Below are 13129 nucleotides of genomic sequence, written 5' to 3'. Positions count from 1 at the left end.
TCAAACTCTCCATAAAATGGTTACCCAAGGCCAGATGGCCTTTAAGTACAGTTCGATCCAAGCTTGCGCTTGGCTGTGACCCCAAAGGGTCACTCATTGGTGGAACCCCTGCGGGGTTCCTTCTCCGGATCTGGAGCCGCCCTCGGGGGGAGATCGGCCGTCCGGCTCGTCCTGTCGGACGATCCTGCTCTCGCACTGCTTCACCTGTCATGCATCCCGCCTCCGTGGAGGCTCAGAAACAATACAGGCCACGCCTCAATCTGTCAACTCCCCCCCGGCCACACTTAGCCAAGACATTGTGGGTCGCGCGCACCGGCCGCAGAACGGGCGTCCAGTACAGCGAAAATCAATCCACGTCTCACGTCCGCCAGGGTGTGCGGTGCCGGGGTGGGCAGCCCGTTCCCGGTCCGGTGCCGGGGATCGACTCGCCGCCTGGCCGGCACTCCATACTGGGCGCATGCTCCGCATCCACGCTGCTGAACTGATGGTCGTGCGCCTGCCGCTGAAATTCCGGTTCGAGACGAGCTTCGGCGTCCAGACCGAGAAGGTCGTGCCCCTGCTGGTCCTGCACGGAGACGGCATACAGGGCCTGTCCGAGGGCACCATGGAGTTCGCGCCCATGTACCGAGAGGAAACCATCGCCGGCGCCCTGCACCTGCTGCGCGAGGTCTTCCTGCCGCGCATCCTGGGCCAGACCTTCGCCAACCCGGAGGCGCTGGAGGCAGCGCTGGGCAGCTTCCGGGGCAACCGCATGGCGCGCGCCATGGTCGAGATGGCCGCGTGGGACCTGTGGGCGCGGATGCTGAACGTGCCGTTGGGCACCCTGCTGGGCGGCCGCAAGGACAGCGTGGAGGTCGGCGTGAGCCTGGGCATCCAGGCCGACGAGGCCGCGACGGTGGACGTGGTGCGCCGTCACGTGGAGCAGGGCTACCGGCGTATCAAGCTGAAGATCAAGCCCGGGTGGGACGTGCAGCCGGTGCGCGCGGTGCGCGAGGCCTTCCCGGACATCCGTCTGACGGTGGACGCGAACTCGGCGTACACGTTGGCCGACACGGGGCGCCTGCGGGCGCTGGACGACTACGCCCTGACATACATCGAGCAGCCGCTCGCGTGGGACGACCTGGTGGATCACGCGACCCTGCAGGGCCGCATCCAGACACCACTGTGTCTGGACGAGAGCGTGGCGAGCGCCGCGGACGCCCGCAAGGGCCTGGCGCTGGACGCGGGCCGCGTGATCAACATCAAGGTCGCGCGGGTGGGCGGGCACGCGGAGGCGCGGCGCGTGCACGACATCGCGCAGGCCTTCGGGGCGCCGGTGTGGTGCGGCGGCATGCTCGAGAGCGGTGTGGGCCGGGCGCACAACATCCACCTGTCGACCCTGCCGAACTTCACGCTGCCGGGCGACACGAGCAGCGCGAGCCGCTACTGGGAGACGGACGTGGTGAACGAGCCGCTGGAGGCGCAGGGCGGCGTGATGCCGGTGCCGGCCGGTGCGGGGATCGGCGTGACGCTCAACCGCGAGTTCGTGGAGCGCGTGGCCGAACTGCAGGAGGAATTCCACCCTTGAGCGGCGCCGCCGATGCCGCGCGGGCGTTCGTGATCCGGGACGTGACGGACCCGTGGGACCTGCGGGCGCTGGAGGATGTGCAGGTGGACGCGTGGGGGTACCCCGACCGCGAGGTGCTGCCCGGCACCATGTTCCGGATCAGCGCCGCGACGGGCGGCGTCGTGCTTGCGGCGTACCCGGCGGCGGGCGACGCGCAGGACGTGCCGGTGGGGCTCGCGTACGGCTTCCCGGCGCGCGTGGCCGGGCGGGAGTGGCACCACTCGCACCTGCTGGCGGTGCGGCCGACTTGGCGCAGCAGCGGCATGGCCGTGGCGCTGAAGCTCGCGCAGCGGGAGCGGGCGCTGGCGCAGGGCTACACGCACATGACGTGGACCTTCGACCCGCTGGTGGCGCGCAACGCCCGCCTGAACCTGGGCAAGCTGGGCGCGGTGGCGCGCGCGTACCACCCGGACTGGTACGCGCTCTCGGACGACCGGGCCGCGGCGGAACCGGCCGACCGCCTGATGATCGAGTGGGACCTGACCCGGCCGTCGGTAGAACGCCCGCCCGAGCGTGCCGAGGGTGCGGTGGCGCTGGCCGCCGGAGAGACCGGGCCGGGGCCGGTGGCCGGGGGACTGGACGCGGAGCGCGTGCTGGTGGAGGTCCCGACCCGCCCGGAGACGCTGACGGTGGCGCTGCGCCGGGCGTGGCGGCTGGCGCTGCGGGACGCGCTGTCGGGCTATCTGGCGGGCGGCTACGAGGTGAGTGGGCTGGCGCGTGAGGGCGAGCGGGCGTACTACGTCCTCACCCGCGTGGGCTGACACAACTCGGTTGAATGTGTTATGTTATTTACGTAAGGAGGGACGATGCTACACATTGAATTTCTGACGGACCTGGGGGCGCGAGTCACGGTCGACGTGGACAGCGCTGACAAACTGCTCGACGTTCAGCGCCAGTACGGCCGCCTGGGGTGGACCAGCGGCGAGGTCCCCACCGGCGGCTACCAGTTCCCGCTCGACAACGAGGCCGACTTCGACTGGACGCTGATCGGCGCCCGCAAGTGGACGAGCCCCGACGGTGAGGACCTCGTGATCCACAAGGGGCACGCCTACCGCCGCCGCGAACTCGAGGCCGTGGACAGCCGCAAGATGAAGCTCCCCGCCGCCGTGAAGTACTCGCGCGGCGCCAAGAGCACCGATCCCGAGCACCTGCGCGAGAAGTCCGACGGGGAGTTCGAGTACGTCACGCTGGCGATCTTCCGCGGCGGCAAACGCCAGGAGCGCTACGCCATTCCCGGCGGGCGCCCGGCCCAGGCCCCGGCCACGCCGCAGGCCGCCCGCCCGGCCCCCACCCGGCCCGCCGCGGCGGCCACCGCCACGCGTCCGGCCCCGCCCGCCGCCGAGCAGGACACGCCGTTCTGACGTGACCAGACGGGAACGGGGGAAGCCGGGTGACCGCTTCCCCCGGCTCCGTTCCGGTCGGGGTCAGCCCACGCGTTCCTGGCGGGCCAGCACGCCGGCCACGTCCGCCGGCTGCCAGCCCTCGGGCTTGAGCTGCTTGCCGTCGGCGCGGCGTGGCCCGCTCGCCTTGCTCAGGTTCGCGCGGTGCACCTCCGCGAACACGGCGTCCGCGTCGATGCCCAGGGTGTCGAGTGCGCCGTACGTGACATACAGCAGGTCCGCAAGTTCGTGCGCGAGGGCCACCAGGGCGTCCGGCTCCGGCGCGTCGCCGGCGTCCAGCCGGGCCGAGAGCGCCGTGAATTCGGCCCGAACCTCCGCGACTTCCTCGTCGATCAGGGTGCGGCGCAGGGCCAGCAGCGCGGGCGCGGGCACGGTCGGCGCGTCCGGCGGCCGCAGCCCGATGGCATGGTGGAAGTCCCGCAGGCGCCGCGCGTTCGAGGTCATGTGCCGATGGTAGCGGCGTGCGCGGCCCATGAAGCAGCGGCCAGTCCGGGTGGACTGGCCGCTGTGTATATCGTGTTCCGGCGGGCGGGAGGACTTGAACCCCCCTGAGGCCGACGTCAGCCCGCTCGCACGCCCGTTGGTGAAGAGGTGGGCGTCTCCCCCTCCGACAGCTGCCGCGCACTCACCGGACCGGAGGGCCAGTGAACGGAGGCTGGTGCTGCCACGGCGTCAGTGTGGCACCGCGCCGGCCGCGGCCCATGTGCGCCGTGTCCATCAAGCTTTAAGCCATGTGGGAGGGCGCCGCGCCCACCTGCTTGCAGCGGCCCGTCACAGGTCCACGACGCGGTAGCCGTAGGCGTTCAGCACGCGGGTGCCGAGGTGCTCGTCGACGTACTCCAGCTTCTTGCCGTCGTACTCGTGGATGTGCCCGTGCACCAGTACGTTGGGCGTGCGCCGCTCGAGGAAACGCGTGATCTCCGGGTCGCCCCGGTGCGCGAAGTCCGGCCCGGCGTGCGGCCCCAGCGGCGGCGCGTGCGTGAGCAGCACGTCCACGCCGCGGCGCGCCCGCAGCGCCAGCAGGCCCAGGCCCCATTTCGCCTCGGTGGCCGTGTACTGGCCGTGTCCGCCGTGCCGGTAGCGGGGCGCGCCCCCCCAGCCCGCGATGCGCAGGCCCGCTTCCTCGACCACGCGCCGGTGGGCGGCGATCACGCCCCGCGGCGGCACGCGGCGGTCGTCCTCGTTCACGACCGTCTCGTTGGCGTGGTTGCCGTGCACGTACACGACCGGCACGGTCAGCTTGCTGGCCACGAACTCCAGGTATGTGCCGGGCAGGTCCCCGGCCGCCAGCACCACGTCCACGTCCGGCACGCCCTGCGGAAAGGACTCGCGGTACACGAAGGGATGCACCATGTCCGCGAGCAGCAGCGCGCGCTTGCCCAGGGCCGGGCGGAGCACCGGAGCGGTGGACGGATCGGGGAGCGGGGTGGAGGACTCGGTCATGTGGAGCGGGGACGCGGCACGGGGCCAGCGCGGAACGAACGGAGGTCTGCCGAGTGTAGCCCGGCGCGGGTCCCCGCGCGGATGTCATCTAGCGCTCCCACCGCCGGCCCGCGCGTACGCTGCGCCCATGACGATCCTGAGCACTCCCCGCACGTGGCTGCTGCCGCTGACCCGCAGCATGATCCGGCGGCGGCTGGACACGGCCTCCTTCGATCTCGACTGCGCCGGCCCGGACGGCCCGCTGCGCGTGCACTTCCCGCCCGAGTGGCCGGGCGACCCGCTGCACTTCTTCCCCACGCTGCTGGCGCGGGTGCCGGCCGGGCAGGAGGACGTGGCGCCGGACACGTCCTTCACCGTCGTGACGCGCCAGCACCCGGAAGCGATCGGGCAGCTGGGCACCACCACCCACGTGACCGCGGACGGCGACGTGGAGATCGGGTACGGCATGAACCCGGCCGTGTGGGGCCAGGGCTACGCGACCGAGGCGGTGGGCGCCCTGGTCGCCCACCTGCACACCCTGCCCGGCGTGCGCCGCGTGACGGCCGACACCGCCCTGAGCAACCGGGCCAGCGAGCGCGTGCTGGAGAAACTCGGCTTCACGCGCACCGGCGTCGGCTGGACCGCCGAGGACGGCGACCTGACCACCTGGGCGCACGGGCAACCCTGACAGCGGGGCATGACTATGCACGGGCCGGGGGCTGAACGCCGCGCGGCCGGCCACGGGCGGCGATAATGTTGCAGCCGCGAGGCATACTCACCCCTGGCCGCTACGCTGGAGGGATGGACGTTTCCGTACTGGGCATACCGATGGATCTGGGCGCCGGCCGGCGCGGCGTGGACATGGGCGCCTCCGCCCTGCGCAACGCACAGCTCGCCCGCACGCTGCGCGAGCTGGGGCACCACGTGAACGACCTGGGCGACGTGGTGGTGCCGCTGCCCGAGACGCTGGACAAGCACGCCAGCGGCGGCCTGGTGTTTCTCGAGCCCATCCTGGGCACGTGCCGCGCGACCGCGCAGCGCGTGGCGGCGCTGCCCCGGAACGCCTTTCCGCTCACGCTGGGCGGCGACCACTCGGTCAGCATGGGCACGGTGGTCGGCAACGCCCGGCGCCTGGACGGCCAGGGCGCCCGCCTGGGCGTGATCTGGGTCGACGCCCACACCGACTACAACACGCCGGACAGCAGCCCCAGCGGCAACATCCACGGCATGCCCGTCGCTCACCTGACGGGCCTGGGCGACCCGCGCCTGGCCCAGCTGGGCGACGGCTGGACGCTGCGCCCCGAGGACATCACCATGATCGGCATCCGCTCGGTGGACCTGCGCGAGCGCGCCGCCATGCGCGAGGCCGGCATCCGCGCGTACACCATGAAGGACGTGGACCAGCTGGGCATCACGCGGATCGTGGCGCAGACGCTGGAGCAGCTTGCAGACGTGGACGGGATCCACGTGTCCTTCGACGCGGACGCCCTGGACCCCGGCGTGTGCCCCGGCGTGGGCACCCCGGTGCCCGGCGGCCTGACCTACCGCGAGGGCCACCTGCTGATGGAACTGCTGAGCGAGTCGGGCCGCGTGACGTCCATGGACATCGTGGAGGTCAACCCCACGCTGGACCTGCGCAACCAGACGGCGGAGGTGATGGTCGGCATGGCCGCCAGCCTGCTCGGCCAGCGCATCCTGTAGCACAATGGCTGGCCGCCCAGCCGCATTCCCGCTGGCTGGGCGGCTCCTCCCTGCCTGCTTACAACTGCCCGCTTACAACTCGTCTTCGCCGTCGTCCAGGCCCAGGCCGTCCACGCCGCCGCTCTGCGCGGGCGTGACCTGCGGGCGCGCGAAGCGCATGTAGTCCAGCCACGGGGGCGTGTGGCCCAGCTGCCGGATCATCAGCGTGATCTGCGCGGTGTGGCGGACCTCATGGGTCATGACGTGCCACATCAGCTGGTCCAGCGTGACCGTGTCGCTCGCCGGGTCGTCCTGCACGAGTTTCACGCTGCGGTTCATGTCCGGGCCGGAGTCCAGGAACGCGCGGGTACGCTCGTTCACCTCGCGGCCGTACTCGATGATCCATCCCAGGTCGTACTGCGCCGCGTCGGGCTTGACCCAGTCGTGCGCGTAGCGGCCCTCGCGGTTGACGCCGTCGCCGCGCGCCACGGAGTGCACCCAGTGGTCCTCGACGTCCGTGACGTGCAGCACCAGGTCCTTGATGGAGTGGAACCGGTCGCCGGGCTCGATCAGGTCACGGTCGAGGTCCGCCTGCGGCAGGGCGCGCAGGAAGTTCCACAGCTGCTCCCGTGCGGCGGATAGATAGGCGTAGTACTCGCTGACGTTCATCGCTGGAGCACAGCATACCCTGCCACGGGCCGGCCGATGCCCTCAGATGATTCCGGCCACGCCGGGGTGTCGGGGGTATCCAGCAGGGGCGCCAGCGCGCGGCGCACGTCGTCCACCGTCACGACCTGCACCAGGGCGTCACGCACGGCCGGCACGTCCGGCAGGTACGCGGGCAGCACCTTGCGCAGTGGCCGCAGCGTCAGGCGGCCCGAGTCGTCGTCGTAGAAGGCGGCCTGCAGCTCGGCATGGCGCAGGGCCGTGCGGGCGCGGGTGCCCACGTCCGGCCACGCCTCCGTGCCGTCCCGCAGGGCCGTGAAGATCCACGGGTTGCCCACCGCGCCGCGGCCGATCATCACGGCCGCCACGCCGCAGCGCTGGCGCTCCCGCGCGAGGTCCGCGCTGGTGATGTCCCCACTGCCCACCACCGGTACGTCCACCGCCGCCGCGACGCGCGCGATGGCGTCCCAGTCGGCGTGGCCGGTGTAGCGCTGGGCGCTGGTGCGGCCGTGCACCGTGATCAGCGCCGCGCCCGCCGCCGCGAGGCCCTGCGCGACCTCCACGCTGCGGTCGTGGTCCCAGCCCAGGCGGATCTTCGCGCTCACGTCCAGCCCGGTGGCCTGCCGCATGGCGCGGACCAGCGTGTACGCCACGTCCGGCGTCTGGAGCAGACACGCTCCGCCCTTGCCGCGGATCTTCGGTACGGGGCAGCCCATGTTCAGGTCGATGGCAGCCGGGGCGAACCACGCCTCCGCGCGCGAGGTGGCCGCCGCGAGCACATCCGGGTCGGCGCCGAAGAGCTGCACCACGCGGCCACGCTCGCCCGCGTACGGCCGGCCCAGGTTCAGTTTCTCGGTGTCGCCGCCCGACACCAGACCGCGCGCGCTGATCATCTCGGACACCGTCCACAGCGCGCCGTGCTCAGCGGCCAGTTGCCGCATGGGCGCGTCGGTGTAGCCCGCCATCGGCGCGAGCACGGCGCCGGGACGGGACAGGGAGGTGGAGTAGAACCCGCCGGTCATTCTGGGAGGGTAGCGCAGCGCCCCCCACGGGCGGGTGAAACCGGCCTCAAGCCCTCCCACCACGCCGATTCACAGATCTGTGACAAGCCGGGGGGTATTGTTGAAGACGTCCAGCCTGGTCCAACCGACTTCCCATCTGTGCTGGACGGGAGGCTCCTTCTTGATCGCCACCCCGCTGGCGCTGCACCACGCGCCGATGCTGCATACGCTCTACACCGCCACCCCCGGTTACTTTGCCCTGCTGGGCAGCCGCGTGCCCACCCTGGGTGATGTGGAACGCGAGATCGAGATCGCGCTGCTGGACCCCAGGCGCGCCCTGCGCCTGTTACACGACGACCACGGCGAACTGGTCGGCTGCCTGGACTGCAAGAACGCCTACCCGCAGCCGGGCGACGTGACCATCAACCTCCTGCTGATCCGTGAGGACCGGCAGTCCCAGCGGCTGGGCGAACAGGCCGTCCGCTACCTAGAACGGCACGTGCCCGAAGGCACCGTCCGCATCCTCGCCAGCGTGCTGGGCGACAATCCCCGCGGCGCGCGCTTCTGGGAGCGCCTGGGCTACACCTTCACGCTCGACGCCCGGCCCGCCATGACGTGGTACGCCAAGCCCGTCAACACCCACCCGCACCACCAGGGCGGCCCACACCTGGGTGTCGCCAGCGACTGAACGCCGATTCTCGTCAAGATTGAATACGGAAAAGCGCCGGGTGGCTGGAGTTCCAGCCACCCGGCGCTCCTCTGTGCCGTCGGCTGACCTGGCATCTTCATGTGCGGCTGTAGAGGGCCGTCAGAACGCTGTCAGGGCGCGTTCCCGACACTGAACGGCATTCCACCCTGTGCCGGGCCACCGCGCCGCGGGTCAAGGAGCTTCCCAATGCTACGAACGCCGCCCCAGTCTCTCCTGAGCACTGCCCTGCTGAGCGCTGCCCTGCTGACCGCCTGCTCGCACAGCACGTCTATGCCTGCGCCGGCCGCGCCGATCCAGGCGGCCCCCACCGCCGACGTGCCGCTCGCCGCTGCGGCCGCGCGCTTCGGCAGCGTGGGCAACGTGCGCCTCCGCGACGGTGACACCGCCAGCGGCGTGGCCCAGGAGACCGGCGGGCAGATCCTGACCTGGGACACCAGCGGCTGCGCGGCCGGTGACGCGGACACCTGCGCGGCCCTGGTCGGCCTGACCCAGCCCAGCAGCAGCCCACGACTGGAGCAGGTCGAGTCCAACCGCGACGCGCTGAGCGGGGGCGGCGCCCTGACCGCCATGATGGGCGGCGCCATATCCATCTGGGCGGGCGGCGCCATCTCGATCTGGGCCGGGGGGGCCATCTCCATCTGGGCGGGCGGGCAGTACCAGCCCATTCCGCAGAACACCGCCCTGTGGAAACAGATCGGTCTGCCGTGGGCGCAGAAACTGGCCCCCCACCTGGGGCGCGGCGTGACGGTGGCCGTCATCGACTCGGGCATCGACCTGCTCCACCCTGCGCTGCGCGACGCGCTGAGCGACCCGGCGACGTGGCAGGACTTCTACGCGGGCGACACCGTGCCGCAGGAGGAGGGCACACTCGGCACCGGCGCGTACGGCCACGGCACGAACGTGGCGGGCATCGTGCTACAGATCGCGCCGGGCGCGCGCATCATGCCGCTGCGCGTGCTCGGCCCGGACGGTTCGGGCGACGTGGCGATGGTCGCGCAGGCCATCGACTGGGCGGTGGCACACGGCGCGCAGGTCATCAACCTGTCGCTGGGCAGCACCGAAGCCTCGTCCATCATCGAGAAGGCCCTGAAGAAGGCCACCGCGAAGGGCGTGCTGGTGGTCGCGTCGGCCGGCAACGCCAACGAGAACCGCATCACGTACCCGGCCGCGCTGGCCCGCGGCGACAGCGGCCTCAGCAGGGCGATCCTGAGCGTGGGCAGCGTGAATGGCAGCGACGTGAAGTCCTCGTTCTCGAACTACGGCGACGCCCTGGAACTCGTCGCTCCGGGCGAAGCCGTGTACGCCCCGGCCCCGGACGGCCGCATGGCCGGGTGGAGCGGAACGTCCATGGCCGCCCCGATGGCCAGCGGCGGCCTGGCGCTGGCGCTGGGCGAGCGGTTGTCCGACAAGACCGCCACCCTGCCAGACCTGATGGCGACCACGGCCGCCTACGTGTACGCCAACAGCGCGAACAGCGCGTACGTGGGCAAGCTGGGCCCCCGGGGGCGCCTGAACCTGCCGGCGTTCCTGATGACGGCCGGAGTTGAGGACGCGGACTAAGCCGTGACTGCCACTGTCCGCTCTGCCCTGCCCGCGCCGCGTCCCCCCGAAGCGGTCGAGACCGTTTATGAGCGACTCGCCGCGACGCTGGGCGACGCTCCGGACACGGCCGTGGGCCGCGCGCTGGCGTTCGGGCAGAGCGTAGACGGACAGGGAGCGCTGGCCTACGGCCTCGCGCAGCTGCTGCTGGGCCACGCGCACGTAATCAGCCACGCGCCCGCACAGGCCCTCGAGCCACTGGAACGCGCCGCCGCGCAGCTCGCCCGCGCCAGCTACCCGGCGCGTGAAGCCGAGGCACGCTCCTGGCGCGGCCGGGCTCTGCTGGAGCTGGGCCAGAACGCGGCAGCGGCCGAGGTGCTGGACGATGCCGCGCAATTCGCTCTCGCGCACGGGGCATCGTCGGTCGCCGCCGACGCCCTGAACCGCCTCGCCGCCGCGCACCACCACCAGGGCCAGGTCGCGGAGGCGCTGCACCACCTGCACCGCGCCCTCGATCTGCGCCAGCAGGTCGGGGACGTCAAGGGCGAGCTGAACTGCCTGACGAACATCGCCACCATCCAGACGTGGATGGGGCAGTACCGCGAGGCGGTGGCCAGCCTGAGCCGCGCGTACGCGCTGTACCAGACGCTGCCGCAGCACCCGGCGACCGAGACCCCCATCCTGCACAGCTTGGCGCACGTGCACCACATGAGCGGCGACGACGCCCTGGCGCTGGAGGTCATGGAAGCTGCCCACCGCAGCGCCGACCGCAGCGGTGACCCGCGACTTCAGGCCGCGACCAGCCTGAACCTGGGGGTGTACCTGCTCGGGGCGGGCCGGCACGCCGAGGCGCAGGCGGCCCTCCAACGCGCGCTCCACCTCAGCCGCGCGGCCGCGTACACGCCCGGCGAACTCGGCGCCCTCGACTCGCTGGGACAACTCGCGGACCAGACCGGCGATCCCGGCGCCGCGCAGGAGGCCTACGAACGCGCGCTGACGCTGGCCCTGAGCAGCGGCTCGGTGCACGGCGAGACCGGCGCGCGCCTGAACCTGGGCAGTCTGCTGCTGCGCGCCGGCCAGCTGGACGCCGCGCGGGAGCATTTCAGCGTGGCGCTCACGCAGGCACAGGACGCCCAGTTGCCCAAGGAACGCGCCCAGGCGCACCAGGGTCTCGCGGACGTGTGCGAGCACGCGGGCGACCTGCGCGGCGCGCTGGACCACAGCCGCGCCCTGCGCGCCATCGAGCGCGAGCTGTTCAATGCTGACCGCGACCGCCAGACCCGCAACCTGAGTCTTCAGTTCGAGGTGGAACGCGCCCGGCAGGACGCCCGCATGTACCAGGTCCGCACCGAACTCGAATACCAGGGGCGCGAGCAGGCCGAGCGGCTGGTGCGGGAGCGCACCGCCGAACTCGCCCGCGCGCAGCATGAGGTGGTCACGCGGCTGGCGATGGCCGCCGAGTACCGCGACGACACGACCGGCGAGCACACCCGCCGCGTGGGCCGCGCCGCCGCCCAGATTGCCCGCGCGCTGGGCTGGTCGCCCGCCGAGGCCAGCGTGCTGGGCGTCGCCGCGCGGCTGCACGACGTGGGCAAGATCGGCATTCCCGACGCGATCCTGCTCAAACGCGGCCGCCTGACACCGGACGAGTTCGAGCAGATGCAGACGCACACCGAGATCGGGGCCCGTATCCTGTCCGGAGGGCGCTCCGCGCTGCTGCAACTCGCCGAGGAGATCGCGCGGACGCACCACGAACGCTGGGACGGCGGCGGGTATCCACACGGCCTGCGCGGCACAGCCATTCCGCTGGCCGGGCGGATCGTGGCCGTCGCGGACGTGTTCGACGCGCTGACCCAGTCGCGCCCGTACAAGACCGCGTGGACCGCGTCCGAGGCCATGCACGCCATTGCCGAGGGCGCCGGCACGCAGTTCGATCCGGACATCGTGGCCCTGGCCGCCCAGGTGCTCGGCCAGGCGGACGAACCGGACGTGATTCCGGCTCCCCCGACTCCGGACGATCCACTGCCCTTCGACCAGGAAGACGCCTCACACATGCTGGCGGTCTTCGAACAGCTGCTGACCGAACGCACCCGGGAACTGGAACTCGCCCGACACGACGCCGAGCAGACCGCCGCGCACATGGAACACATGGCCCACACGGACCCGCTGACCGGCCTGCACAACCGCCGCGCGTTCGAGCAGGCCCTGGAAGAGCGCCTGGGCAGCGCCCCGCCCACCGACGGCCCCGCCCGAACCTTCACGGTGCTGTCCCTGGACGTCGACGGCCTGAAGACCATCAACGACACGCAGGGCCACGCACAGGGCGACGCCTTCCTGGCCTGCTTCGCGACCGCTCTCCGGGACGCGTACGCCGATCACGGCGCCGTATACCGCATCGGCGGGGACGAGTTCGCCATCATCTGCGACGGCAGCTGCACCGACGTGGATCTGACCCGCGCCCACGACGACGCCGTTCGGCGGGTGCACGCCCAAGGCTTCACGCACGGCAGCATTAGCGTGGGCGGCGCCCACTACCCGGACGACGCCACCAGCGCCGGCGACCTGCTGCGCCTGAGCGACCAGCGCATGTACCACGACAAACTCTCCCGCCGGCACCAGCGTCACTGACACGGCACCCGGAGCGGACTACCCTCGGGCCATGTCGCGGCCCACCCTGCACACCATCGGCTACGAGGACGCCCCGCTGGACGCCTTTCTGGACACGCTGAAGGGCGCCGGCGTGACCCTACTGGTGGACACCCGCGAACGCGCCCAGAGCCGCCGCCGGGGCTACAGCAAGACGGCCCTGAGCGAGGCTCTCCAGGAACAGGGCATCGGCTATCGGCATCTGCGCGCCCTGGGCACCCCGCCCGCGATCCGCAAGGCGTACAAGCTGGACAGGGACTTCGCCGCCCTTACAGCCGGGTACACCCTGCACCTTGCCACGCAGCAAAGCGCGCTGGAGGAACTGGGCCACTTGGCCGCGCAGGAACACGTGGCCCTGCTGTGCTACGAGAGAAACCCCGGCGAATGCCACCGCTCTCTGATCGCCCGGAGATTGCAGGACATGGGTCTGGTGGGCGGAGTTGAAGATCTGATGGTGTAG

The 13129-nt window shown here is 71.7% G+C and carries 13 protein-coding genes; 9 read left to right on the top strand and 4 right to left on the bottom strand.

Going from position 1 to position 13129, the window contains the following annotated elements; all coding sequences use genetic code 11:
* Positions 1–457 precede the first annotated feature (457 nt).
* Genes menC through HNQ07_RS09065 form a run of 3 tightly spaced genes read left to right on the top strand, consistent with a single transcriptional unit; the run spans position 458 to position 2967 of the window.
* On the top strand, positions 458–1567 hold the full coding sequence (menC, locus tag HNQ07_RS09075) for an o-succinylbenzoate synthase (RefSeq protein WP_184110873.1): 1110 nt from the start codon (positions 458–460) through the stop codon (positions 1565–1567).
* Positions 1564–2367, top strand: a complete 804-nt coding sequence (locus HNQ07_RS09070) for an acyl-CoA acyltransferase (RefSeq protein WP_184110871.1) — start codon at positions 1564–1566, stop codon at positions 2365–2367. The genes menC and HNQ07_RS09070 overlap by 4 nt, the downstream gene beginning before the upstream one ends.
* Positions 2368–2412: 45 nt before the next feature.
* The gene (locus tag HNQ07_RS09065; RefSeq protein WP_184110869.1) at positions 2413–2967 is read left to right on the top strand and encodes a single-stranded DNA-binding protein; all 555 of its coding nucleotides are present in this window, start codon (positions 2413–2415) and stop codon (positions 2965–2967) included.
* 63 nt (positions 2968–3030) lie between these two features.
* Here HNQ07_RS09065 and HNQ07_RS09060 read toward each other — a convergent pair whose 3' ends face one another.
* Positions 3031–3450 (bottom strand): pyrophosphohydrolase domain-containing protein, encoded by a 420-nt coding sequence (locus HNQ07_RS09060; RefSeq protein WP_184110867.1) that lies wholly within the window; start codon positions 3448–3450, stop codon positions 3031–3033.
* 327 nt (positions 3451–3777) lie between these two features.
* Positions 3778–4449: a metallophosphoesterase gene (locus HNQ07_RS09055; RefSeq protein ID WP_184110865.1), complete on the bottom strand. Its 672-nt coding sequence runs from the start codon at positions 4447–4449 to the stop codon at positions 3778–3780.
* A gap of 127 nt (positions 4450–4576) precedes the next feature.
* Here HNQ07_RS09055 and HNQ07_RS09050 point away from each other — a divergent pair, with 127 nt between their 5' ends.
* Together HNQ07_RS09050 and rocF are read left to right on the top strand one after the other, a co-directional pair.
* Positions 4577–5116 carry a GNAT family N-acetyltransferase gene (locus HNQ07_RS09050; RefSeq protein ID WP_184110863.1) on the top strand — a complete coding sequence of 180 codons (540 nt, stop codon included), beginning with the start codon at positions 4577–4579 and terminating at the stop codon, positions 5114–5116.
* Positions 5117–5229: 113 nt separating this feature from the next.
* Complete coding sequence (gene rocF / locus HNQ07_RS09045; RefSeq protein ID WP_184110861.1) at positions 5230–6129, top strand: arginase; 900 nt, start codon at positions 5230–5232, stop codon at positions 6127–6129.
* Positions 6130–6201: 72 nt separating this feature from the next.
* Here rocF and HNQ07_RS09040 read toward each other — a convergent pair whose 3' ends face one another.
* Together HNQ07_RS09040 and HNQ07_RS09035 are read right to left on the bottom strand one after the other, a co-directional pair.
* Positions 6202–6777, bottom strand: a complete 576-nt coding sequence (locus HNQ07_RS09040) for a DinB family protein (RefSeq protein WP_184110859.1) — start codon at positions 6775–6777, stop codon at positions 6202–6204.
* Positions 6774–7796 carry a tRNA dihydrouridine synthase gene (locus HNQ07_RS09035; RefSeq protein ID WP_229831873.1) on the bottom strand — a complete coding sequence of 341 codons (1023 nt, stop codon included), beginning with the start codon at positions 7794–7796 and terminating at the stop codon, positions 6774–6776. The genes HNQ07_RS09040 and HNQ07_RS09035 overlap by 4 nt, the downstream gene beginning before the upstream one ends.
* A gap of 160 nt (positions 7797–7956) precedes the next feature.
* Between HNQ07_RS09035 and HNQ07_RS09030 the strand changes: the two genes are divergently transcribed.
* From HNQ07_RS09030 to HNQ07_RS09015, 4 genes are all read left to right on the top strand, one after another.
* Complete coding sequence (locus HNQ07_RS09030) at positions 7957–8463, top strand: GNAT family N-acetyltransferase (protein ID WP_184110857.1); 507 nt, start codon at positions 7957–7959, stop codon at positions 8461–8463.
* A gap of 207 nt (positions 8464–8670) precedes the next feature.
* Positions 8671–10044, top strand: coding sequence for a S8 family serine peptidase (locus tag HNQ07_RS09025; RefSeq protein ID WP_184110855.1), 1374 nt, complete (start codon positions 8671–8673; stop codon positions 10042–10044).
* 3 nt (positions 10045–10047) lie between these two features.
* Entirely contained in the window at positions 10048–12651 is a 2604-nt protein-coding gene (locus HNQ07_RS09020) for an HD domain-containing phosphohydrolase (protein ID WP_184110853.1), read from the top strand.
* 31 nt (positions 12652–12682) lie between these two features.
* Complete coding sequence (locus HNQ07_RS09015) at positions 12683–13129, top strand: DUF488 domain-containing protein (RefSeq protein ID WP_184110851.1); 447 nt, start codon at positions 12683–12685, stop codon at positions 13127–13129.

The sequence above is a fragment of the Deinococcus metalli genome, from assembly GCF_014201805.1.
In the GTDB taxonomy this organism is placed as follows: domain Bacteria; phylum Deinococcota; class Deinococci; order Deinococcales; family Deinococcaceae; genus Deinococcus; species Deinococcus metalli.
The sequence above is the reverse complement of the archived record's forward strand: the minus strand, read 5'-3'. Positions and strand labels throughout refer to the sequence as shown.